Source organism: Bacillus sp. JJ1773 (genome assembly GCF_036962035.1).
GTDB lineage: Bacteria > Bacillota > Bacilli > Bacillales > Cytobacillaceae > Cytobacillus.
Map to the genome: position 1 here is coordinate 41,340 of NZ_JBALNX010000055.1, position 23,427 is coordinate 64,766.

Genomic DNA, 23,427 nt, shown 5'->3' on the forward strand with positions numbered 1-23,427 from the left:
GTGAGGGAGGGGATGAAAATGGATACTTGCTCTATTAATATGAAAGAAATTTGTGATTTGTATTATAAGCGGATTTTTCATGCAGCTTACTGTATTACGAGAGACCATTATTTGGCTGAGGATGTGGTTCAGGAAACCTTACTTAAAGCATATCAAAAAATGGACACCATTCAGGATAAAGAGAAAATGGGAGCCTGGCTGTCATCCATTGCCACGAGAACAGCCATTGACGTGATCCGAAAAGAAAGAAAAACGACTGAAAGATTGGCAGCAAACACAGACCTTGAGAATACGAACGTGATCATGAATCAAAATGTTGAACAGGAAGTAGAACTAAATTTCTTAAATGAGCAAATCCATTCTGTGATTAACTCCCTCTCTCCTGATCAAAAAAACGTGTTTTTACTTAAAATTAATTATGGACTAAAGGAAAGAGAAATAGCTGAATTATTAAAGCTAAACCAAAATACAGTAAAAACGAAATTGTATAGAATTCGAAAATATTTGAAGGCTATCTTGCTTGAAAAGGGATTAGCATAAATATCAATGAAGGTCCGTTGGGGATAATATTCCACGGACCTTTTTTCACGCTAGCCCTTTTAATAATGAACAAACAGCATATTTGCTACCCCTTTATCCAAATGCTATATTTTTAATAAAAGGAAAAAAGAGGGGCAATTCATGGTTAATGAAATAATATTAAATGATACTTTGATAAAAGTGTACGATTTTAAACAAGGAAAAGTGAATGATTTATATGAAATTTTGGTTTCTTTTGAAGTGACGAGTGAAGAGTATCATGATATAGCAACGTTGCTATATCAAGGGACATTTGATGTGAAAATTCCTGAGAGGGAATTAGCATTTAGAGGGACCATTCAGCAATATTCTACTTCGATTACAAATTTATATGAAAAAGGGCAAGTTGGAAACTATTCATTAAGATTGCTTGAAGTGAAGGATTAAGAAGGAGGGGTGGAGTGATGAAATTAAGCATTTTGGATCAGTCACCAATTTCTTCAAATCAAACAGCCAAAGAGGCATTAAATGAATCTATGAAATTAGCTCAAGCAGGAGAAAAATTAGGATATTCTCGCTACTGGATCGCTGAACATCATGATTTACCAGGATTAGCTTGTTCAGCACCAGAAGTGTTGTTGAGTTACATTGGAGCGAACACTAATAGAATCCGGATCGGCTCTGGGGCTGTATTATTACCCTATTATAAACCTTATAAAGTGGCAGAAGTTTATAATACGTTAGCTACTTTGTTTTCTAATCGAATTGACATCGGCATTGGACGGGCTCCAGGTGGATCAGCTGAAGCTTCCAATGCATTATCTGATAACTTTTTACAGCAGGTTTGGAACATGCCAGATACAGTGAATGATCTACTTCATTTTTTAGACGATAATTTTCCTGAAGATCACAAGTACGCGAAAGTGACAGCCTCTCCATTGCCAGAAATTTCACCAGAACCTTGGATTCTAGGTACAAGTAAAAAAAGTGCATTATTTGCAGCAGAAAAAGGACTGCCCTATGCATTCGGAAAGTTTATGAGCGACAAAGATGGAACATCTATTATTCAAGAATACATTAATTCATTTACACCAAGAAAACTGGGGCAACACCCAAAAATGATTTTAACTGTTTCAGCTATATGTGCAGAAACGAATGAACTAGCAGAAGAGATTGCCTTAAGTTCTCTTATATGGTCATTGCAAAAAGAAAAAGGAGAAGGCCACATTGGGATCCCCTCTATTCAAGAAGCAAAACAATACGAGCTAGATCAAACAGAAAAAACTACTTTATATAAAATAAAACAAAACATGATAATCGGTAATCCCCAAGTAGTGAAACAGAAATTATGCGAGCTTCAAGCTCAATATAATGCGAACGAAATCATGATTGTGACGATAACATACTCTCCTAAAGACCGAATTCGTTCCTATCAATTGATTGCAGAAGAAATACTAAAAAATAAATACGGCACTAATTAAAATGATCAATTAATAATGAAGGGCACGATTGTGTTTTTTCAAACCACGCTTTTTTTATTTGCTCCTTTATCAGTGTAGTACCAAGGTATCAGCTTTATGTGCATTAAATTTAGGTTATTTTTAAATGAAGATGGAATATCGAGTACGATAAAAACTATGTAGAATGAAAAGTCTGCCAAATAAGTCTATTTCTAAGCAGGAGATTGAATACAATGAATGGAAATTAGATTTATCAGTCAATAGGGGGTTGAAAGGATGCGGGAAGCGGTTATTGTGGAAGGCGTTCGAACACCAGTAGGCAGAAGAAATGGATTTTTTAAAGATTTTAGAGCGGATGATCTTGCTGCTGAGGCATTAAAGGCATTAATTGAGAGAGCAGGAATAAATCCAGCGATTATTGATGATGTTATCTTGGGCTGTGTGTCTCAAATTGGAGAACAAAGCGGCGATATTGCAAGAGTTGCCTCTCTCATTGCTGGTTTTCCAATTGAGGTCCCAGGCACGACCATTGATCGTCAATGTGGTTCAAGCCAGCAGGCTGTCCATTTTGCTGCACAGGCGATAATTGCTGGTGATATGGATGTTGTCATTGCTGGCGGGGTTGAGAATATGTCACGTGTACCAATTGGTTCCAGCTATCAGGGGGTTCCATTTAGTGACAAGCTGATGGACCAGCATGAAATGATTCATCAGGGCTTATCAGCAGAACGAATAGCTAAAAAATACGGATTAACTCGAGAGGAATTGGACCAATTTTCATATGATAGTCATCAAAAAGCATTGAAGGCGCAAGCCAATGGCTATTTTTCAAAAGAGATTGTTTCTGTTCAAGTCAATTTGCCAGACGGCGAAACTGTTACTGTCTCAGAGGATGCCGGACCGCGGTCGGACACATCTGTTGAAGCTCTTGGCGGTTTAAAAACTGTGTTTAAAGAAGATGGAGTCATTCATGCAGGAAACTCTAGTCAGATTAGTGATGGAGCGGCAGCATTATTAATTATGTCCCGAGAAAAAGCCGAAGAACTAGGGTTGAAGCCAAGATTCCGCATTCTCACTAGAACGATTGTCGGCTCAGACCCAATTTTAATGTTAACTGGACCTATTCCTGCCACTGAAAAAGCATTAAAGAAAGCAGGATTATCAATAGATGAAATTGATGTTTTTGAAGTAAATGAGGCCTTTGCACCTGTCCCGCTAGCTTGGTTAAAGGAAACGGGTGCGAACCCTGCCAAACTTAATCCAAACGGTGGTGCAATAGCACTCGGTCATCCTCTTGGTGCAAGCGGCGCAAGATTAATGGTTTCATTGATGCATGAGCTTGAACGCACTGGAGGAAGATATGGTCTCCAAACAATGTGCGAAGGGCATGGCATGGCGAATGCGACAATTATTGAAAGAATAGATTCATGATATATTGATATTATTTTATTTAGCATCGGTGTAAATTCCGATGCTTTTATAATCCTTTTTTTATAAGAAGATTGCTTAAACAGAGGAAAAAAGTGTTATAATCTTCTTTAGCAAGCAGCAAGGGCATAAATTGTACATAAAATATAGGGTGAAAATAATGTAATGACATATGATATAGATAAATATCGTTAGGAGAGATTACGACTTGTGAAAATTTATAAGGCAATTCCCAATATGGTCACGCTTGGAAATTTATATTGCGGATTTTTATCAGTCGGTTTTGCTGCGACCGGACAATTTAAGAACGCAGCTATTTTAATTTTAATCGGGATGATGCTAGATAGCATGGACGGAAGACTGGCCCGCATGTTAAACGTTGATAGCCAATTAGGGAAAGAGCTTGATTCGCTGGCTGATATTGTTACATTTGGAGTAGCGCCATCATTTTTAGTATATTATACTTATTTTTTTCAATTTGGTATTTTAGGAATGGCCATTGCTGGGTTATTTCCATTGTTTGGAGCTTATCGATTAGCTAGATTTAACATTAGCTCCAGCAAGACTTCATTAAATTATTTTGTCGGAGTACCGATTACAGCTGCTGGAGGAATATTGGCCCTATTAACTTTATTTGGGGACAAAATCCCTCATATTATCACAACTGTTGTATTTACAGGTATGTGTTTTTTAATGGTTAGTAAAATTAGAATTCCTAGTCTTAAAGAAATCCCTCTTCCAAAGTACGGGACCATTGTCACGGTGTTCCTCGGTTGTATTTTGTATATTATTTATAAAAAAGGTACACAAGGCCAATTTCCATATTTAATTTATATCGCAACTCCGCTTTATATAGCCTATCTTGCCTATCGTTTTGTAAAAGGGAAGAACAAAAAGCATGACTAAAAAATGTCGACAGAGTGTAATCCTTTTGGTTGCACTCTTTTTTTCGTATTAAGAAGGAAAAAATGAAGCTTATATCAATTAAGGTTCTACTGTCCGTTATTATGCGATAAACTTTAACAACTAAACATAGCAAATAAAAAAGGAAATAGATAATTGTCGTAGAATATAAATAATATTTGGAATATTTAATCTACTATGTTACAAACAGGGGGAGATTGCTAGGTGGGGATTTTAGAAATAAAGGATATTACTTTACGATTTGGGGGAGTCGTAGCCTTAGATCATGTATCTTATGAAGTGAAGAAGGGTGAGATTTTCTCATTAATCGGTCCAAACGGGGCTGGAAAAACAAGTATGCTCAATTGTATTAGTGGCCTATATCGCCCATCGGAAGGATCAGTCCTTTTTAAAGGAGAGGAAATAACCCAATTTAAGCCTCATAAGCGCGCTAGCCTTGGAATCGCTAGGGCCTTTCAAAATATTGAATTGTTTCCGCATCTTTCAGTTTTGGATAATTTAATGCTTGGCAGACATGTCCGTATGAAAACGGGAGTCCTTTCTGGAGGTTTATACTGGGGGAAGGCACAGAGAGAAGAAGTGGAGCATCGGGAAAAGGTTGAAAATGTCATTGATTTTTTAGAAATTGAACACATCCGGGATACGCCTGTCGGCAGACTAGCCTATGGCTTGCAAAAACGCGTTGAGGTTGGGAGAGCTCTTGCATTAGAACCGGAAATACTTCTTCTAGATGAGCCGATGGCCGGAATGAACAGTGAGGAAAAGGAAGACATGGCCCGGTACATAATCGATATTCATGAGGAAATGAATACGACCATTATTCTAATAGAACATGATATGGGTGTCGTGATGGACCTTTCTGATCATATTGCTGTCCTCGATTTTGGAAAGTTAATTGGTTACGGAACGCCTTATGAAATCCAAAATAACCAAAAGGTTATTGATGCTTATTTAGGTGAAGAAAATGTTGGGTAAGCAGATAGGGGAGGTTTTAAATTGATGTCCAGCTCGAACAAGACATTTCCTAAAATTTTACTAGAGTGGGCAAGTAAAGCCGGATCAAATGTGGCTTTAAGAGAAAAAGATTTTGGTATATGGAATGAAATTACGTATGAAAAATACTTAGAAGAAGTTAAATTTCTCAGTCTAGGCTTAGCCAAGCTAGGACTTAAACGAGGAGATAAAGTAGCTGTAATAGGAGATAATCGCCCTGAGTGGGTCATGAGTGAATTAGCTACCCAATGTCTTGGAGGCGTGTCAGTCGGAATTTATCAAGAATCACTTCCAAGTGAAATTAGTTATATTTTGGACCATTGTGATGCCACTATCGTTGTAGTTGAGGATCAAGAGCAAGTGGATAAAGTCTTTGAGATTCGCGAAGAGATTCCGAAGGTGAAGACGATTATCTACTATGATCCACGGGGAATGAGAAATTATAAGGATAATTGTTTACTAAGTTTTAAGGATGTACAAGCAATGGGAAAGAATTTTGAATTAGAGTCCCCTTCATTTTTTCTATCAGAGGTAGAGAAAGGCAATGAAGAGGATGTTGCGATCTTTTCTTATACTTCCGGGACTACCGGGAATCCGAAAGGAACAATGCTCACGTATAAGAACTTGCTGGAAATGGCAATAAACCTTTCAAACATTGACCCGCTTACAGAAAAAGATGAATATGTATCCTTCCTCCCGCTCGCCTGGATTGGGGAACAAATGATGACCATGGCGATGGGCCTATATAATGGAATGACCATTAACTTCCCAGAAGAACCTTCCACTGTGTTAGAAAATCTACGAGAAATCGGACCTCAAGTGATGTTTTCACCACCAAGAATCTATGAAGATATGCTTTCGAAATTTCAAGTGAAAATACAGGATGCCGGCTGGCTGAAAAGAAAAATTTATCAATGGTGCAAGCCTATTGGCGAAAAAGTAGCGAGAGCGCATTTTGAAAATAAATCAATATCATTTAGTACGAAATGGCAATATAAAATAGCCGATTATTTTATGTTCAGTGCGATAAGGGACCATTTAGGCCTTCTTAATATGAAGCGTGCCTATACTGGAGGAGCCCCTCTTGGTCCGGATGTGTTCGAGTTTTTCCATAGTATCGGTGTAAATGTAAAGAGTATCTATGGACAAACAGAAGTATCTGGAATTTCGATCGTTCATCGTGACGGCGATATTAAATTGGACAGTGTTGGCATCCCAATTCCTGGAACAGAGGTGAAAATCTCTGAGGAGGGAGAAATACTTATCAAGAGTTCAAGCATATGTAAAGGGTATTACAAAAATGAAAAATCCACAATGGAAACGATCCATTCCGGCTGGCTGCATACTGGAGATGCTGGGAGATTGGATGAACAAGGTCATTTATATGTGATTGATCGAATCAAAGATGTCATTCGCTTGCATTCAGGAGAAATGTTTTCGCCGCAATTTATTGAAAACAAACTGAAATTCAGCTCATACATTCAAGAGGCGGTAGCGATCGGGAAAGACCGTCCATATGTGGTGGCGATGATCAATATTGATATGGAAAACGTTGGCAGATGGGCAGAGAAAAATCAAATAAGCTATACAACGTACACGGATTTATCTTCTAAACGTGAAGTATTAGACATGATTCAAAAGCAGGTAAATGAAATCAATCAAACCTTACCAGAAAAGGCTCGCGTCAGAAAATTTGTCCTCCTATATAAAGAGCTGGATGCGGATGATGAAGAGCTGACAAGAACGAAAAAGGTCAGACGGCAGTTTGTAGCCAAAAAATATGAAACCTTGATTGAAGGCTTGTACACAGAGAAAGGGCAAATTAATGTTGAAGGAAAAATCAGATATCGTGATGGAAATGAACAAACGATTCATACAACACTTCAAGTGATTTTCATGGATGAAGGAGAGGGAGCTGCTTAATGGCGTTTTTTTTGCAAATGCTTGTAACAGGCATCGTAGTAGGAAGTGTGTATGCATTGGTGGCACTGGGATTTGTATTAATCTATAAATCTAGTGATGCCATTAACTTTGCGCAAGGGGAATTTCTGTTAATTGGGACATATGTATGTCTGACCTTAATAACTGCTTATAACATTCCCTTTATTGCCGCTTTGTTGATTGCGCTCATATTCAGTGCTGTACTTGGTTTTGTTATTGAAAGAATTGTATTAAGGCCGTTTATCGGTGAACCAGTTATCTCTATGATCATGGCAACAATTGGTTTATCAAGTGTGTTAGCAGGAATCGTCCATATTATTTGGGGCCATGAAACACGTGTGTTTCCAAAAATCTTCTCTGAAGAGCCCGTTCGTTTAGGCCAAGTTGTAGTGGCTCCTGTTTATTTATGGTCATTGGCCATTGTTATTATCATGCTATTAATTTTTACCCTGTTTTTCAAATATTCAAAGCTTGGGATTGCGATGCGTGCAACAGCGGATGATCAGCAGGCTGCCATGTCAATGGGGATAAGTGTGAAAGTCATCTTTGCTGTGGCATGGGCGATAGCAGCAGTTGTATCAGCAGTCGGCGGTATTTTGCTCGGAAATATTAATGGTGTTAATGCATCGCTTTCGGCTATTGGGCTTAAGGTGCTTCCTGTTGCCATTCTTGGCGGTTTAGATAGTATCCCCGGAGCGATTATCGGAGGACTCATCATCGGTGTGATCGAAAGTATGACAGGAGGCTACTTAGATCCATTAGTCGGCGGCGGCTTAAAAGAAGTGATGCCATTTGTCATCTTAGTCTTTATTCTCATGTTCAAGCCATATGGCCTATTTGGCAAAAAAGAAATCGAGAGGGTGTAATCGGATGAAGAATCCATTTGTAATGGGGTGTGGAGAGTTCCATGTGAACTACAAGCAAGATATGGCCATATGGAAAATCACCCGCGTAAGAGTGCGTGTCTTTATCATGCTTGCACTATTTGCTATCTTTCCGCTGTTAGCGTCTGATTACGTTGTCGGTCTCGCGACTCTATGTGGAATTGCTGCCATCGGCGCCATCGGGCTAAATATATTAACCGGATTTACAGGTCAAATTTCTATTGGGGTTGGTGCCTTTCTAGGTGTCGGCGGCTATACATCAGCTATTCTTACTGCAAAGCTTGGATTAAGCTTTTGGATTGCGATGCCGACTGCCGGAATCATCACCGCAATTGTTGGAGGTCTATTTGGTTTACCATCACTCCGCTTAAAGGGATTGTATTTAGCAATTGCTACCTTGGCAGCCCAAGTGATTATTCTCTTTGTTATTTCTAGATGGGACTCACTAACGGGTGGTACAGCCGGAATGGTCCTATCAAGACCTGAAATCGGCGGTTTTATCTTCAATAGTGAAACAAGCTATTACTATTTAATGTTTGGTGTCTTGCTCATAACGACAATCTTCACATTAAATCTTTTCCGGTCACGAGTTGGAAGAGCCTTCATCGCCGTTAGAGATAGAGATATAGCAGCAGAAGTGATGGGTATTGATTTATTCAAGTATAAAGTGCTTGCCTTTATCGTCAGTTCGTTCTTTGTAGGTGTAGCAGGGGCATTGCTTGGACATTACACGATGGTTGTAAGTCCAGAGCTGTATAGCATTGGCGTCTCGATTGAATATTTAGCCATCATACTTGTAGGTGGATTAGGCAGTGTATTTGGTTCTATTTATGGAGCTGTTTTTATTACTTTACTGCCCGTTGTTCTACGCTCAGGTGTTGAGCTTTTAAGTGGGATTTTCCCGGATATTGCTAATGTTCTCGTTGGAATGAAGGAAGTTGTATTTGGACTTGTTATTATATTGTTCCTTATTTATGAACCACAAGGGCTGGCGAAAATATGGAAAAATATTAAAGATTACTTTAGATTGTGGCCATTTTCATATTAGGTGATTAGATATTGGATGTAATTTGCAATTACTTCTAATTTTTAATAATTATTTACTCAAGTTAAGGGGGAAGAAAATGAGAAAGTTTTGGGCTGTGTTGTTAGTGTTAATGTTAGGATTGCTTACAGCATGTTCAGGCGGTGAGAAGAGTTCAGGCAATACAAAGGGTACAGTTAAATTCGGTGGGATTTTTGATATTACAGGAGGAACTGGTGATGTTGGAACTCCTTATGCTGAAGGTGCAAAAGCGTATTTTGAGCATATAGGTAAGCAAGAAATTAATGGCCATAACGTTGAAATAATCAGTGATGATTATGCTTATAAAATTCCTGAAGCTCAAAAACTTTATCAAAAATATAAATCAAAAGATAAGGTGGCAGCTATTTTAGGATGGGGAACAGGTGATACCGAAGCTCTTCGCCAGCAAGTGGCGACTGATAAGCTTCCATATATTTCCGGTTCTTATTCCGAAAACCTCAAAAATATAGAGGAAAGCCCATATAACTTTTTAGCTGCTGCGACTTATTCAGACCAAGCAAGATCAGCCTTAAAGTGGATAAAAGATAATCATAGCGGTGGAACCCCAACGGTTGCTTTACTTTATAATGATACAGCATTTGGAAAATCACCAATTGAAGATGCGAAAAATTTTGCAAAAGAAATTGGTATTGACGTTGTTGATGAACAAATTATTGAACTGCAAACGCTTGATGCAACTTCACAATTATTAAATATGGAAAAGAAAAACCCTGATTATGCGCTTATTCAACAAACGTGGGGGGCAACAGCAACTATTCTAAAAGATGCCAAAAAGCTAGGGATAGATACACAATTTATTGGATTGAACTGGGCAACAGGTGAAGGCTTGCTTCCAATTGCAGGTGATGCAGCGGAAGGCTTTATCGGTGTTGTGACACATGCGTTTCCTTACGAAGATTTACCAGGTATAGCGGAGATAAAGGAGTATTTAGAAGGTAAAGGTGAAAAGTTAGAGGATAAGAACCAAAAGTTCATCCAAGGATGGGTTTCAGCGAAAATTATGGTTGAAGGCATGAAGCTGGCTGATGATCCGACAACGGGTGAAGGGATACGAGGCGGTTTAGAAAAATTATCAAATCTTGATCTAGGCGGTCTGGCAGCACCAGTTTCTTTCTCAGCTGATAATCATGCTGGTACTAACCAAATTAGATTAGCAAAAGTAGAAAATGGCAAATTTGAAATATTCACAGATTATATCGGCTATTAAATGAGGGTGGGAGCGTTTTAACGGACGCTCCCTTTTTGAAAGTAATGAGCGGGAGGAATTGTATGCTGACGATTAATAATGTCGAAGTCATGTATGACCGGGTTATTCTTGTCCTAAAAGGAATGTCAATGGTGGTTCCTAAAGGAAAGATTGTTGCCTTATTAGGAAGTAATGGTGCAGGAAAAACTACTACTCTTAAGGCCATATCCGGTCTATTAAAAAGCGAAAATGGTGAAGTGACTGACGGATATATCGAGTTGTACGGAGAACGAATTGATGTCAGCGATGCCGAAACGATTGTAAAAAAAGGGATTTTTCAATGCATGGAAGGGCGTCGTGTATTCGAGCAATTAACAGTTGAGGAAAATTTAATAGCAGGTGCTCACACTCGTAAAGACCGCAAAAATATTAAGGACGATATCCAAAAGGTATATCATTATTTTCCGAAGCTGGAAATGTTAAAAAACAGGCAGGCAGGCTATTTATCCGGGGGTGAGCAGCAAATGCTGGCAATTGGCCGTGGAATCATGGCTAAGCCTAAAGTACTGCTATTAGATGAACCCTCACTTGGACTAGCTCCATTGCTTGTGAAAGAAATCTTTGCCATCATCAAGAAAATTAATGAAGAGGAAGGGACAACGATATTAGTAGTTGAACAAAACGCGAATGTAGCGTTATCTATTGCCGATTATGGCTACATAATGGAAAATGGCCGTATTGTGATGGATGGAACAGTTGAAAGATTACTAGCTAATCAGGATGTTCGTGAGTTTTATTTAGGGATGAGCGATAAGGGACGAAGAAGCTATAAAGAAATTAAATCGTATAAAAGAAGAAAGAGGTGGCTGTAATGGAGGCATTGAAAGGCGTTATCCAATATGCTTATGACCATGCAAAAGGGTTCAAAGAGATTATGGATGAGGCTTGCCTTTCTCCAGGTGATATTCAGTCATTTAAGGATTTGGAGAAAATTCCGGTATTAAAAAAGGATCAATTGCCTAGGCTTCAGAGTATAAATGCCCCATTCGGAAATTTTACAACGATCCAAGCTGCAGAGATGGCAAGAATATTTATGTCTCCGGGCCCAATCTACGACCCTCAAACACAAGAACAAGATTTTTGGAGATTTTCTGAGGCTCTGTCTATTGCAGGTTTTGGTAAGGGGGATATAGTACAAAATACCTTTTCTTATCATTTATCACCCGCAGGCTTTATGTTTGACTCTGCTCTCAGAGAAATAGGGGCAACAGTCATTCCAGCTGGAACAGGTAATCGTGAACTGCAAATACAAGTGATGAAGGATTTACAAGTGACTGGTTATGTCGGTACACCGAGTTTCTTTTCCATCTTATTAGACGCAATGGAGGAAAAGGGGTGGATGCCAGGCAAAGAGATTCATATAAACAAGGCATTTTTTACGGCGGAGATGCTGACAACGGATATGAGAAAAAGATGTGAGGACAGTGGGATATCAGTCTATGAAGGATATGGCACTGCAGATTGTGGCTGTATTGCCTTTGAGGATAAGAAAGGGCCTGGTTTATGCTTGACTAATACAGCGGTTGTGCAAATTTGCGATCCACATAATGGGAAGGAAGTTCATACAGGTGAAGGTGAAATTGTCGTGACTTTATATGACAAAAGCTATCCGCTCATTCGCTTTGGAACCGGAGATTTGTCACGCTGGGTGGAAGGTTATGAAGGCAAGCGGATTGCTGGAGTTCTTGGAAGAGTGAGTGATGGAATAAAGGTAAAAGGGATGTTTGTTAGAGAAAAGCAGCTTTCGCTTGTATTGGAGGAAGCGGGGTATAGAATGTTCCAAGGAATAGTTTCGTGGGAACGCAACCAGGACGAATTCGAGCTATTTATAGAGTCTGAAGAGGAACTTGATGAAAGCCTAATTAGCAAACTCCAAGATGTTATCCGTGTGACACCTATTCTCAAGAAAGTCGCACCAGGTACGATAAAAAAAGAAGAAAAACGCCTAGTTGATAAAAGACTGCTAGATTTGAAGAATGCATGAAAAAGAATGAGGGGGGACTTCCTCTCATTCTTTTTCATGCATTCATTTAAACATTTCATTTAATTTTTCATAGGTTTCCGGATATTTTGCTTCATATTGCAAATACGTTGGAACCGGATAGCGGACACCGCCTTTATGTGTTTGCTTCAATCCATCAATGAAATTTTCTACGGAGGAGTATGGAATGGTGAAGGCCATTTCATGATCATGTGTTTGTCCAAATACCCTGTCACCATAGCATGGAAGAATAACTTGTGGTTTGTTTGATTTTATAGTCTTAATGACTATATCTGCACAATCAGCTCGCGCTGTAAAGGTTGAGGTAATTTCGCCGCCTGTATGATAAAGAGCCCCTGCAACCATACGCATGACTTGTGCGGAATTTCCATAGACAACAATCACATCAGGTTCAAATGCTGCACGCGTTAACGGAGCCATCAATACAGTTCCCGATTCAGCAGTTGTAAATTTTGGAACAGCTGACTCCGTTATGGTACCGATATCACATGTTTTTGTATACATCCCATCGGTTAAATTTCCCTCTGAATAATAGGCTAATTCCTCTTCAAAACCAAAAGCGATCTTTGCAATTGGGCAGGAAAGATCCTCCCGATCCATCGCTAGTCCCCAGCCATATCTCCTAGCCATTGTGATCCCTTGGCAAATGCTAAATGTTTTTCCGAAGTCTTTATAAGGGCGTTTGACACGATCTGGAAGGGGTTCTCCTTTTTTCATTACACGAAGAGCCAACGGAAACGTATCCGGCCTGACAAAGAGGTGAATAGCTTCATCTAATTTAAATAATAAATTACTGCTTTCTGTTTGTTGCAAGCTCCCATCTCCTTTCTGTTAATTAAATATTCTATAAATTCCAACTGCACTCCTTCTTTCATCTATTAGAATATTACTCTGACTTCTGTATAAAAATACATTATTAACATGCTATTAGTGTAAACTCGACAACTTATTGTATTAACCGACAAAATGTGATAAAAATAAACTAATCTATGGGTAGTTACATTTTTTACTAAATATTCATGATTTTAGATGGGTTTTAATGTTTTGTGTATCTTTTAATTGGAATAATGATAGATCTTATTACTTAGTTTAATGGATTTATATTTATGTAACATTATTAATATTTTTACATTTTAAAGGGGTGTGAAAATGGCTGGAATGTTTGAAGAAAATCAAGTGCAGCCATGGATTAATTCGTTGAAAGAGTTATTTAAAATTGGTCATAAAAATTATCAGTCATTTTTAGGAATGGAAAAGGATATTCAGGAGATTAGCTCTTTCCTTGAAGACTATTCTAATCTAAAATTCGCACTTGATGTTTCAGCAATCGTAGCTGTTACGAACATTAAGGGAGAAATTATTTATGCTAACAACAAATTCTGTGAGCTTTCAAAATATAGCCGTGAGGAGTTAATCGGAAAGGATCATCGTATTCTGAATTCAGGCCATCACGATAAGCAATTTTTCAAAAATATGTGGACCAGTATTAATAAAGGAGAAGTGTGGGAAGGTGAGGTGAAGAATAAAGCAAAAGACGGGTCTTTCTATTGGGTAAAGACAACCATCGTGCCATTAAAGGACCTCTCTGGTAAAACGACTATGTTTATTGCCATACGTACTGATATTTCAGAAGGGAAGTTTGCGCAAGAAAAACTATTAACGGCCTTGCAAAATGATTATCAGCAAATTGTTGCCTCGATGAATAATCTAATCTTTAAAGTAGCTAAGGATCATGATCATTATGTATATACACTCAATGAGGGGCAATTAGCAAATAAATTAGGTTTAGAGAACGGAAATATGAAGAATAAAAAGGTACATGAAATATTTCCTAAAGAGATAACCGAAAACCTAATTCAATATTATCATCAGGCCTTTTTAGGCCGCCAAGTTACTTATCAATATCCATTTCGCGGGAGACAGATATTAACTCATTTAACGCCAATTTATGAGCATGGAGAGATTAAAGAAATTCTTGGCTGCATGAATGATATTACTGAACTGCATCACGCCCAGCAGCAAGTTGAATATATGGCCTATCACGATATACTATCTAGTCTACCTAATAGACGAAAGTTTAGCGATGATTTAAATCACTTAATCTCAATTTCCCAAAGTCGAAATGAAAGAATTGCTTTATTATATCTCGATCTTGACCGATTTAAACAAATAAATGATTCTTTCGGTCATGCAGTGGGAGATCAATTAATTACAAAAGTTTCCTTTTTGCTTAAAAAAGCTCTCTTCCAAAAAGCACAAATTTACCGTTTTGCTGGAGATGAATTTATTATTCTCTATCCAAAAATTAATGATTATGAATGCGCAATACATTCGGCAAATCAAATACTTTCTATTTTTGATCAATCAATCATGCTATTAAACAATTTGGAAATTTTCACTTCATGCAGTATTGGAATTAGTATTTTCCCTGACCATGGGGATGATTGTGAGACATTATTAAAAAATGCGGATGCAGCGATGTATAGGGCGAAATCAAAAGGCCGAAATACATTTAATATTTATGAAAAAGATATGTCTCATTCACAGGAGAAAGCGTTATCAATTGAATATCATTTACGAAATGCCATAGAGAATGATGAATTTGAACTTTATTTTCAGCCAAAGATGAACTTAGTTTCGAAAGAAATTAATGGGATAGAGGCTTTAATACGCTGGAATAACCCTGATCTCGGAAAACTCTCACCTGATGATTTCATTCCTACTGCAGAGGAAACTGGATTTATTCATAAATTAGATAAATGGGTGTTGGAAAAGGCTTGTAAGCAAAATAAGGAATGGAATGAAACTCTTTTTTCCAAGCCAGTTAAAGTTTCAGTTAATATTTCACCTCTTCATTTCCGACTGCCTAATTTTCACCATGTTATTAAGCAAGTGCTAGATAAAACGGAGCTTGCGCCACATCTTCTTGAAATTGAAATTACGGAAAATAGTTTCATAGATCATGCAGAGGAATGTATTTCATGCCTAAATGAATTGAGAAAAATGGGTGTGACTGTAGCCATTGATGATTTTGGCAAAGGGTATTCGTCACTAAATTATTTACGGAAATTTCCAATTCATTCCTTGAAAATTGATCGAACGTTCATACAGGAAGTGGCTAAGAATTCAGATGATATTGCTATTGTAAAGGCTATTACACTTCTTGCACATGAATTGAATCTAAAGGTTGTTGCTGAAGGGATAGAAACGGAGGAAGTCATTCATATATTAGAAAAGATCGGTTGTGATGAAATTCAAGGATATTACATAAGCAAACCACTGCCAAAGCAAGAGTTTGAAACGGTATTCAGCCTTTAAAATAGCAGCATTCGGTTTTTCTGGACAAGTTTCCGATATTGCACTTTTCCTGTCCAAAAAATTTTTATATATCTTCTATTCATTGAAAAAGGGAAAAAGACTATCGCAGATTTTGCATATTTATTCCATTAGTGAGAATCCTAAGGAAGTGATAATTTTCGGTAAAAAATATAGGTATTCGTAGTTATCTAAAGGAGTCTTTCATTTGGAAATTCTTAATCTTTTATTAGACACCTATGCTTCTTTTTTTGATTGGGAAATGTGGGCCAAAGTATTGTCTGATCCTGTATCATGGGGCTATATAGGTACATTAGTTATACTAGAAGGTTTATTATCTGCGGATAATGCCTTAGTTTTAGCTGTAATGGTCAAGCATCTTCCTAAAGAGCAGCAAAGAAAAGCTTTAACTTATGGATTAATCGGTGCTTATTTTTTCCGATTCATTTTTATCGGTCTTGGAATGCTGTTAATTAAGTTCTGGTGGATAAAGGTTCTGGGTGCTGCTTATCTAGCTTGGATTGTCATTAAGCATTTCTGGATGGGCGAAGAAGATGAAGAAACAAGTGGCATGAAAAAAGAAAGCTGGCTCGTCCGCACATTCGGAATCTTCTGGGCAACGGTTATTTCGGTAGAACTGATGGACTTAGCCTTTTCCGCTGACAGTATTTTAGCTGCCTTTGCTGTTTCGGAAGAAGTATGGATTTTATTAATCGGGGGCATGCTTGGCATATTAATGATGCGGACCGTTGCTAAAGTTTTTCTTGTGTTAATTGAAAAAGTACCTGAATTAGAAAACACCGCATTTATTCTGATCGCCATTATATCAGCCAAAATGTTTGCTAGTGTATTTGGATTTGAATTACACCATTTAATCTTTTTCGGAATCCTGATTTTAGCTTTCATAGGAACTTTTGTAATCCATAATATTAATAAGAAAAAACAGGATGAATTAAAATCGGCAGAAGAGTAGGAAAAAATAGTACAGAAATAATTAACTAGTTTTCAGACCAAATCGAAGGGTTTGGTCTTTTAATATTTCCATGTCATATCAAAAATTAATCTTCATTCTAGATTTATGTGTTTGATCCAAGTGGGATAAACGTCTTTTCTGCAGGAGTTATTAAGATAATTGAAGTTTAGTTGAAGAAAAACAGGTGTTTTTGTATATCGGAGAGAATTTAAATAGAAATTAATATTTCAAGGTGGTTAGAAAAATGGCAATGTCGGATTATTATAAAAACCTCCGAGAAAAAGTCGGTAATGAACTTATTTTTATGCCAAGTGTAACAGGAATTGTTCGAAACAATTTGGGTGAAATTTTATTACAAAACAAAGGGAATGGCGAGAAGTGGAGTCTTCCTGCTGGTGCACTTGAACTTGGAAAAGCACCTGCCGAAGCAGTTGTTCGTGAAGTATGGGAAGAAACGGGATTATATGTTGTGCCAAAAAAGTTATTAGGCGTATTTGGTGGGAAAGACTTTCGTTACGAATATCCTAATGGTCATCAAGTGGAGTATATCGGCTATATGTTTGATTGCGTTATTCAAAGTGGTGAATTAGGTCCAATTGATAACGAAACTGCTGAACTACAATATTTTAGTCCCAGTAATATGCCTGAACTTGCTTTACCTTACCCTAAAGATTTATTTTTACAAAAGGAAAATGATGAAATTTATTTCCAATGAGGTGAACAGTGGTTAAAAAATCTTTTTCAAAAATAAAGATTTTATATTGTACTAATGGTTCCAAGAGATTAAAAGGAGAAAATTCACAGATGGTATAATCGTAAAATGGGGGTAATTGTATGATATTAGAAGCTGCAATGTTGCAAGTTAAGATAGGTATGGAAGTGGAATTTGAAGAAGCATTTCGTGAAGCATCAGAAATTATTTCATCAATGAAAGGGTACATATCCCACCAATTACAACGATGTATAGAAGTTGAGGGGAAATATTTATTACTTGTGAAATGGGAAACTTTAGAAGATCATACAATTGGATTTAGACAATCAAAAGAGTATCAAGAATGGAAAAAACAATTACATCATTTCTACGACCCATTTCCAATAGTTGAACATTTTGAAAATGTACCGATTTAAAGGATATTGAACAAGCATACGTTGGGTTCTAGTTGTTGTTTTTATATGTATCTATACTAGGTTTCTATTAAGCTAGAAAAATGCGTTTCTACAATAAGTGGAGACTCTTTTTTTACTAACGTGAGTTTAACAAGCCTGAAAGAAAATATTTGCGTAAGCTATCTTTTTCGTCATAGAAGGTTCCCAAAAAATTTTCTCTCGAATTAATAAAAATATTCAAAATTTATTATGAACATGGTAAAATATACCTAAAAATAGTGTTGGAGGGTTTTTAAATGGGTGAAATAGTTTGGGGGAGTCCAGCTAGCTTATTTTGTTTAGGGTTTTTCTTAGCGGGGTTAGGAGTTTTTATTAAGTTGTCGAGAATGCCGAAAAAATAAGGTTCTATCTATTTAAACAAAACATGAATGTAGAAAATGGTTGCTATGGCAGCCCTTTTTCTTTGTAAGTGCAAAGATTGTGAAGACTATTAAACTATCTAGTGCAACAGATATAATATTAGTATTACTCATCATCGTAAACATACAAACAAGTTTAAAGGGTTGAGTCTTTGCTCATTTTTAGTTGAAAAAATGTTGTCTTGCTAGTACGATTCATAAAAAAATTTCAAGTAACAGGGTGCTTTGCTTTAACTGGCAAGGCCCTTTTTAATTTAATTGATGTGACAAATTAGTTATTGGGATGATTTTTATTTTAAATATTCTGTAAATTATTTATAATAAAATTGAGCGAACGCTCAACCATAATGGTGTAGGAGGGATACCGTTTGAAAAAATCTAGGATTATTTTTTTTGAAAGAAAATTTCCAAGTGCAAACATGGTTCTAATTCAGGATCAGCTCCCGATTCTTATTGATACTGGTTTTGGGAGTGATGTGAAAGAAACTGAGCAACTAATAAAAGATCATGGTGTTTCACCAGAAGAATTACACCTTATAGTGAACACACATTATCATAGTGACCATGTAGGTGGGAATTTTCATCTTCAAAAAAATTACGGTGTGAAGATTGCTGCTCATAAATGGGATGCCGATATTATTAATTCTTGTGATCCTGAAGCCTGTAGTGCGGAATGGTTAGATCAGCCTGTAGAACCCTATCAAGTAGATAGGAAGCTTTCAGATAATGATGAAATTTATACGGGAAGTAGAACTTTTAAAGTCTTGCACACACCGGGACATACGTTAGGGCATATTTCATTATATGATCCTGAAGAGAAAATATTAATATCCGGGGATCTCTTTCACAAAAATGATATCGGCTGGTTAAATACCTTTCGAGAGGGTGTTGCATCGATCCAACGATCTATCGAAAGTTTGGATCGGTTGTCCAAGCTCCAGATAAAACAGGCATATTCAGGACATGGGCCACAAATGGAGAATCCTCATACTGCCATTGATTCTGCAAGGGAACGGTTTGAAAAGTGGCTAAAGGCACCAGATAAAATCTCATGGCATGCCTGCAAGAGGATTTTTTCATTCACCCTTATCATTAAAAACGGATTGGCAAAAGAAGAAATCGATCAGTATCTTCTAAATTGTGGTTGGTTCCAAGACTTTGCACGTTACAGTTTCCAGCTTCAGCCTGTGGAATTTATACAAATTCTCCTCGATGAAATGATTCGTTCCGGGGCAGCAAGCTGGCATAACAATCATTTAATGGCCACTGCCCCCTATCAACCGCCACAAAAGGAATGGATGAATAAGAGTATTAAGCCGAAAGATTGGAAACCTCAAGATTTTCTGTATTAACTAAAAGGGTGGGACGCTATTTTATTTCTATCTAGGCTTGGCGGACATTTGTTCCTTTATTTGAGCAAAAATGAATTAATTCCTTATGTTTGTGGACATAGGTTCCGCAATTTTGTAAAAAAGCAGTAATTTCCTGTGTTTTTTCGTAAATAGCGCACTCAATGTCCGCTCAAATTATTAAAATAATTGAAAGTAAAAAGGGGAGAATAGAATTGTCTTTAACAGTAGGCGATATTATTACATTTGAACGGAAATTCACAAAAAAAGATGTGGAATTGTTTACAAAAATATCTGGGGATGAGGGGAATCACCATATTCATCCTGATGAACAAGAGAGGCTTGTCGTTCAAGGATTGTTGACTGCTACATTACCAACAAAAATTGGAGGAGATAACAACGTACTCGCTCGTACGATGAATTTTGAGTTTTTGAGACCAGTTTTTACAGGAGATACGATTATTTGTGAAGTAACAATTGAGCAATTCGAAAAACAGAATAATAGAACTCGTATATCTGCTTCCTTTTTATGCAAAAATCAATATGAGAAGGAAGTGCTGAGCGGGGATTTTTCAGGAGTGATACTATAATTTTGTCTTGAACGATACAACCATAACTCCGTAACAAACGATAAAGAACTTGGAATAACCAAAGGTATGGAAATAGTTAGCGAGTACATATCCTAATGATAAATCGGAAAGTCTCTTTTCGAAATAAATAGAGCATATTGTTCAAATTAATGTTACAGTTAGAAAGAAAAATTTTAAAAGTGAGAAGGAAAACAACATGATTGAGGTAAAAACATCTTCACTAAGTAATGGAGAATTCAATAGAGGGGTATTTGCAACATGTGATATCAAAAAAGGAGAGCTTTTACATGAAGCGCCTGTCATTTCATATCCAAACGACCAGCATCAGTACATTGAGCAGACCCTACTCGCTGATTACGCTTTTGAGTATGGGAAAAATCATTCTGCGATCCTTCTTGGTTATGGAATGTTGTTTAATCATTCTTATGAACCCAATGCTATTTATGAGATTAATTTTGAAAATCATACATTCGACTTCTATGCTTTTACAGATATTAAAGCAGGAGATGAGATTCTAATCAATTATAATGGTGATGTTGATGACAAAGATCCATTGTGGTTTAATCAGGACTAAATGGATAGAAAGATATTCAATATTACGTCTGCTTAATAGTGTGACAGATCATGTTATAATGAGAAACTTATGATAATTACAGATTTTGCTCAATATGGACGGATGCCGGAAGGGTAAAATAGAGAGGTGTAAGAGCATGAATAAACGATGGACAATCGGTAAAATTAAAGAATTTGTTGAGAAAAATTCGGATAGTAAGTTGCTAGCAACGGAATATCACGGTTTTTCTCAGAAGTTATTATTTAATTGTGCATGTGGCAGCAATTTTGAAAAAACATTTACGAAGTTTAAAAATAATCACCAACGCAAATGCGACGTGTGCCAACCGCCTAAAGCGTCACGCTAAATGTATAGAGAATAAACGAAGTGCAGATTAAAAAAAACAACGCTTGGAAACTAATTCCAAGCGTTTTAGTAATAACTATTCAAATCTATGAACAAATTATTTATTGATTCCATCTGATACATTTAGCTTTTCCACCTTCACCCGTCCGGAAAAAAAGGTTGCTCCGCCGCCCATATCTGAAATCCGGTCTGGTGTAAGTGAGTTTACATGGTGTTTTTTACCCGGGGTATCTGCCCATAATCCTTGAGAAACGACCACACCCGGAAGGACCAAATCTCCAACAGCTGCCTTTAGTTCACATTCTCCGCGATTATTCCAAACCCGTACAGTCTCTCCATCTACAATATCTAATTCATGTGCATCCTCATGATTTAAATGAAGCTTAGGTTCCTTTTCTAGGGAAACATGCTTCTCATTATTGGAAAAAGTTGAATTCAAGAAATTATGATTAGGCGCTGGAACGAATAAAAATGGGAAATCTTCATCTTTATGAATTGGTATATAGGTTGGAAGAGCCGGATACCCTTCTCGCTTCATTTGTTCAGAATAAAGTTCAATTTTTCCGCTTGGTGTTGATAGCTTTCCAGGAAATAATGGTTTGACATTTGCCTTCATATATTGCTGTTCAACTAAGCCCTCAAAACTTATGGCATCAATATAAGGATTAGTTGGATTATCTAAAGATTGTCTGATCATGTCCTCTTCCGTATCTTTAAAGGCTTGTTCATGATAGCCCATCCCATCCGCAAGCAAACGGAAAACATCAACATTCGATTTTGCTTCTTCATGAGGCTCGATTACGGGCTGTTGCAATTGAATGAAATGGTGCCAATACGAGCTATAAAAGTCCATATTTTCAAAGGATGAGGTTGCTGGCAGCACAATGTCAGCGTATTTTGCCGTTTCTGTCATAAATAAATCATGAACAACAACAAATAAATCATCACGCTCTAGTCCTTTTCTAACTTTATTACCTTCAGGGGCAACAACAGCCGGATTAGAGCTATAAATATATAAGGACTTAACTCGTGGCTCCAGCTCTAAGAGAGCCTGGCCAAGCTGGTTCATGTTGATTATCCGTGTGTTTTTGTTTTCCAATAGTTCTGGACGTTGCAAAGCCTCGGAATTATGAGCTAAATAACTAGAATTCCCCTTAATAGCGCCACCGCCTTTTTCCAGCCATTGTCCGGTTAAAGCCGGCAGACAGGCGATTGTACGGATGGCCATCCCGCCATTATCATGATGTTGAAGTCCATTTCCAATTCGAATATAAGATGGAGAGGTTTCCCCGTACATACGTGCAAGTTTATAAATATCCTCAATAGGTACACCCGTGATTTCAGAAACTGCAGTAGGATGATATTGCTTAACATGCTCACGGAGTTCATGGTGACCGACTGTAAACTCCTGTAAAAATTCCTCATTTACTCTATTTTCATCAAATAAAATATGCATGATTCCAAGTGCTAACGCAGAATCTGTTCCTGGAAAAATTGGAATAAACCAATCAGCAAGCCGTCCAGTTTGGTTTTTATGAACATCTATTACAACGATTTTTGCTCCATTTTTTCTAGCCTTTTGTGCAAGTGCGACCTGATGCATATTTGTGCTCACGGCATTAACGCCCCAAAAGATGATTAACTTTGAATGTATGGTTTCCTCTGGATCGATTCCAAAACTTCCGCCCATTGTGTACTTATAGCCTACTGTCCCAGCCGACTGACAGATCGTGCGGTCTAGCTGTGATGCACCAAGCCTGTGAAAAAAGCGGCGGTCCATTCCTTCCGCTGTTAAATTGCCCATATTTCCGTAGAAGCTATAGGGAAGTATGCTTTCAGGTCCGTCCGTTTGGATGAGTTCCTTCCAGTGTGAAGTTATGGTGTTAATCGCTTCCTCCCAGCTAATTCTTTCAAACGATTCTGTTCCTTTCGGGCCTGTTCTTTTCATCGGATATTTCAATCGGTTTTCATCATTAATACGTGCTGTCATGTTACGCACTTTGTTGCAAATATTCCCTTTCGTGACGGGATGATTAGGATCTCCGTCCACTTTTACGATTTTTCCATCCTCTTTATGTAGAAGAAGTCCACATTGATCCGGGCAATCGAGGGGGCATACAGATGGGAATACACCATTTCGCTCATGTACAAAAGAGGGCATGGGTTAGTCTCCTTTATAAGTAGAATAAGATTTTGTTTAAATAATAATATCATAGAATAGATTTCTAGGAGTAGCAACAATTGCTCCTGCAAGTTTGATTTCAAACAATA

The 23,427-nt window shown here is 37.5% G+C and carries 22 protein-coding genes; 20 read left to right on the forward strand and 2 right to left on the reverse strand.

Annotated features, from left to right (window positions below):
- Nucleotides 1-18 precede the first annotated feature (18 nt).
- From V7127_RS17165 to V7127_RS17220, 12 genes are all read left to right on the forward strand, one after another.
- On the forward strand, nucleotides 19-540 hold the full coding sequence (locus V7127_RS17165) for an RNA polymerase sigma factor (RefSeq protein ID WP_335488091.1): 522 nt from the start codon (nucleotides 19-21) through the stop codon (nucleotides 538-540).
- A gap of 141 nt (nucleotides 541-681) precedes the next feature.
- The gene (locus tag V7127_RS17170; RefSeq protein ID WP_335488094.1) at nucleotides 682-966 is read left to right on the forward strand and encodes a DUF3219 family protein; all 285 of its coding nucleotides are present in this window, start codon (nucleotides 682-684) and stop codon (nucleotides 964-966) included.
- Nucleotides 967-983: 17 nt separating this feature from the next.
- Complete coding sequence (locus V7127_RS17175; protein ID WP_335488096.1) at nucleotides 984-2,000, forward strand: LLM class flavin-dependent oxidoreductase; 1,017 nt, start codon at nucleotides 984-986, stop codon at nucleotides 1,998-2,000.
- 255 nt (nucleotides 2,001-2,255) lie between these two features.
- A complete protein-coding gene (locus V7127_RS17180; RefSeq protein ID WP_335488100.1) occupies nucleotides 2,256-3,410 on the forward strand; it encodes a thiolase family protein in 1,155 nt (384 codons plus the stop codon).
- A 234-nt stretch (nucleotides 3,411-3,644) separates the two neighbouring features.
- Nucleotides 3,645-4,313, forward strand: coding sequence for a CDP-diacylglycerol--serine O-phosphatidyltransferase (gene pssA / locus V7127_RS17185; protein WP_438824025.1), 669 nt, complete (start codon nucleotides 3,645-3,647; stop codon nucleotides 4,311-4,313).
- A 222-nt stretch (nucleotides 4,314-4,535) separates the two neighbouring features.
- A complete protein-coding gene (locus V7127_RS17190) occupies nucleotides 4,536-5,306 on the forward strand; it encodes an ABC transporter ATP-binding protein (RefSeq protein WP_335347727.1) in 771 nt (256 codons plus the stop codon).
- Nucleotides 5,307-5,330: 24 nt separating this feature from the next.
- Complete coding sequence (locus V7127_RS17195) at nucleotides 5,331-7,247, forward strand: AMP-binding protein (RefSeq protein ID WP_335488103.1); 1,917 nt, start codon at nucleotides 5,331-5,333, stop codon at nucleotides 7,245-7,247.
- Complete coding sequence (locus V7127_RS17200; protein ID WP_335488106.1) at nucleotides 7,247-8,131, forward strand: branched-chain amino acid ABC transporter permease; 885 nt, start codon at nucleotides 7,247-7,249, stop codon at nucleotides 8,129-8,131. Before V7127_RS17195 ends, V7127_RS17200 begins: the two co-directional genes overlap by 1 nt.
- Nucleotides 8,132-8,135: 4 nt before the next feature.
- Entirely contained in the window at nucleotides 8,136-9,197 is a 1,062-nt protein-coding gene (locus tag V7127_RS17205) for a branched-chain amino acid ABC transporter permease (RefSeq protein ID WP_335488109.1), read from the forward strand.
- A 76-nt stretch (nucleotides 9,198-9,273) separates the two neighbouring features.
- The gene (locus V7127_RS17210) at nucleotides 9,274-10,443 is read left to right on the forward strand and encodes an ABC transporter substrate-binding protein (RefSeq protein ID WP_335347731.1); all 1,170 of its coding nucleotides are present in this window, start codon (nucleotides 9,274-9,276) and stop codon (nucleotides 10,441-10,443) included.
- A gap of 62 nt (nucleotides 10,444-10,505) precedes the next feature.
- The gene (locus tag V7127_RS17215; RefSeq protein ID WP_335347732.1) at nucleotides 10,506-11,294 is read left to right on the forward strand and encodes an ABC transporter ATP-binding protein; all 789 of its coding nucleotides are present in this window, start codon (nucleotides 10,506-10,508) and stop codon (nucleotides 11,292-11,294) included.
- Complete coding sequence (locus V7127_RS17220) at nucleotides 11,294-12,466, forward strand: phenylacetate--CoA ligase family protein (protein WP_335354594.1); 1,173 nt, start codon at nucleotides 11,294-11,296, stop codon at nucleotides 12,464-12,466. Before V7127_RS17215 ends, V7127_RS17220 begins: the two co-directional genes overlap by 1 nt.
- A 42-nt stretch (nucleotides 12,467-12,508) precedes the next feature.
- On the opposite strand, the gene V7127_RS17225 is transcribed toward V7127_RS17220, so the two are convergent.
- Nucleotides 12,509-13,297, reverse strand: a complete 789-nt coding sequence (locus V7127_RS17225; protein ID WP_335488112.1) for a DUF169 domain-containing protein — start codon at nucleotides 13,295-13,297, stop codon at nucleotides 12,509-12,511.
- Between the two features lie 336 nt (nucleotides 13,298-13,633).
- Between V7127_RS17225 and V7127_RS17230 the strand changes: the two genes are divergently transcribed.
- From V7127_RS17230 to V7127_RS17265, 8 genes are all read left to right on the forward strand, one after another.
- On the forward strand, nucleotides 13,634-15,802 hold the full coding sequence (locus tag V7127_RS17230; protein ID WP_335353731.1) for a sensor domain-containing protein: 2,169 nt from the start codon (nucleotides 13,634-13,636) through the stop codon (nucleotides 15,800-15,802).
- Nucleotides 15,803-16,007: 205 nt separating this feature from the next.
- On the forward strand, nucleotides 16,008-16,772 hold the full coding sequence (locus tag V7127_RS17235; RefSeq protein ID WP_335488117.1) for a TerC family protein: 765 nt from the start codon (nucleotides 16,008-16,010) through the stop codon (nucleotides 16,770-16,772).
- A 244-nt stretch (nucleotides 16,773-17,016) separates the two neighbouring features.
- Complete coding sequence (locus tag V7127_RS17240) at nucleotides 17,017-17,487, forward strand: NUDIX hydrolase (RefSeq protein WP_335488173.1); 471 nt, start codon at nucleotides 17,017-17,019, stop codon at nucleotides 17,485-17,487.
- 119 nt (nucleotides 17,488-17,606) lie between these two features.
- Entirely contained in the window at nucleotides 17,607-17,900 is a 294-nt protein-coding gene (locus V7127_RS17245; protein ID WP_335488119.1) for an antibiotic biosynthesis monooxygenase family protein, read from the forward strand.
- Between the two features lie 766 nt (nucleotides 17,901-18,666).
- Entirely contained in the window at nucleotides 18,667-19,650 is a 984-nt protein-coding gene (locus V7127_RS17250) for an MBL fold metallo-hydrolase (RefSeq protein ID WP_335488121.1), read from the forward strand.
- Between the two features lie 212 nt (nucleotides 19,651-19,862).
- Nucleotides 19,863-20,237, forward strand: coding sequence for a hotdog domain-containing protein (locus V7127_RS17255; protein ID WP_335488124.1), 375 nt, complete (start codon nucleotides 19,863-19,865; stop codon nucleotides 20,235-20,237).
- Between the two features lie 196 nt (nucleotides 20,238-20,433).
- Nucleotides 20,434-20,811: an SET domain-containing protein gene (locus V7127_RS17260; RefSeq protein ID WP_335345401.1), complete on the forward strand. Its 378-nt coding sequence runs from the start codon at nucleotides 20,434-20,436 to the stop codon at nucleotides 20,809-20,811.
- Nucleotides 20,812-20,947: 136 nt separating this feature from the next.
- Complete coding sequence (locus V7127_RS17265; protein ID WP_335488127.1) at nucleotides 20,948-21,157, forward strand: hypothetical protein; 210 nt, start codon at nucleotides 20,948-20,950, stop codon at nucleotides 21,155-21,157.
- Between the two features lie 96 nt (nucleotides 21,158-21,253).
- On the opposite strand, the gene V7127_RS17270 is transcribed toward V7127_RS17265, so the two are convergent.
- The gene (locus V7127_RS17270) at nucleotides 21,254-23,317 is read right to left on the reverse strand and encodes a molybdopterin oxidoreductase family protein (protein WP_335488130.1); all 2,064 of its coding nucleotides are present in this window, start codon (nucleotides 23,315-23,317) and stop codon (nucleotides 21,254-21,256) included.
- Nucleotides 23,318-23,427 lie beyond the last annotated feature (110 nt).

Excerpts from the sequence above, each read along its gene's own strand:
- pssA (WP_438824025.1), top strand. The coding sequence starts at position 3,645 with ATGGTCACGCTTGGAAATTTATATTGCGGATTTTTATCAGTCGGTTTT.
- V7127_RS17230 (WP_335353731.1), top strand. The coding sequence starts at position 13,634 with ATGGCTGGAATGTTTGAAGAAAATCAAGTGCAGCCATGGATTAATTCG.
- V7127_RS17210 (WP_335347731.1), top strand. The coding sequence starts at position 9,274 with ATGAGAAAGTTTTGGGCTGTGTTGTTAGTGTTAATGTTAGGATTGCTT.
- V7127_RS17260 (WP_335345401.1), top strand. The coding sequence starts at position 20,434 with ATGATTGAGGTAAAAACATCTTCACTAAGTAATGGAGAATTCAATAGA.
- V7127_RS17265 (WP_335488127.1), top strand. The coding sequence starts at position 20,948 with ATGAATAAACGATGGACAATCGGTAAAATTAAAGAATTTGTTGAGAAA.
- V7127_RS17215 (WP_335347732.1), top strand. The coding sequence starts at position 10,506 with ATGCTGACGATTAATAATGTCGAAGTCATGTATGACCGGGTTATTCTT.
- V7127_RS17170 (WP_335488094.1), top strand. The coding sequence starts at position 682 with ATGGTTAATGAAATAATATTAAATGATACTTTGATAAAAGTGTACGAT.
- V7127_RS17240 (WP_335488173.1), top strand. The coding sequence starts at position 17,017 with ATGGCAATGTCGGATTATTATAAAAACCTCCGAGAAAAAGTCGGTAAT.
- V7127_RS17245 (WP_335488119.1), top strand. The coding sequence starts at position 17,607 with ATGATATTAGAAGCTGCAATGTTGCAAGTTAAGATAGGTATGGAAGTG.
- V7127_RS17195 (WP_335488103.1), top strand. The coding sequence starts at position 5,331 with ATGTCCAGCTCGAACAAGACATTTCCTAAAATTTTACTAGAGTGGGCA.
- V7127_RS17205 (WP_335488109.1), top strand. The coding sequence starts at position 8,136 with ATGAAGAATCCATTTGTAATGGGGTGTGGAGAGTTCCATGTGAACTAC.
- V7127_RS17220 (WP_335354594.1), top strand. The coding sequence starts at position 11,294 with ATGGAGGCATTGAAAGGCGTTATCCAATATGCTTATGACCATGCAAAA.
- V7127_RS17180 (WP_335488100.1), top strand. The coding sequence starts at position 2,256 with ATGCGGGAAGCGGTTATTGTGGAAGGCGTTCGAACACCAGTAGGCAGA.
- V7127_RS17270 (WP_335488130.1), bottom strand. The coding sequence starts at position 23,317 with ATGCCCTCTTTTGTACATGAGCGAAATGGTGTATTCCCATCTGTATGC.
- V7127_RS17165 (WP_335488091.1), top strand. The coding sequence starts at position 19 with ATGGATACTTGCTCTATTAATATGAAAGAAATTTGTGATTTGTATTAT.
- V7127_RS17175 (WP_335488096.1), top strand. The coding sequence starts at position 984 with ATGAAATTAAGCATTTTGGATCAGTCACCAATTTCTTCAAATCAAACA.
- V7127_RS17200 (WP_335488106.1), top strand. The coding sequence starts at position 7,247 with ATGGCGTTTTTTTTGCAAATGCTTGTAACAGGCATCGTAGTAGGAAGT.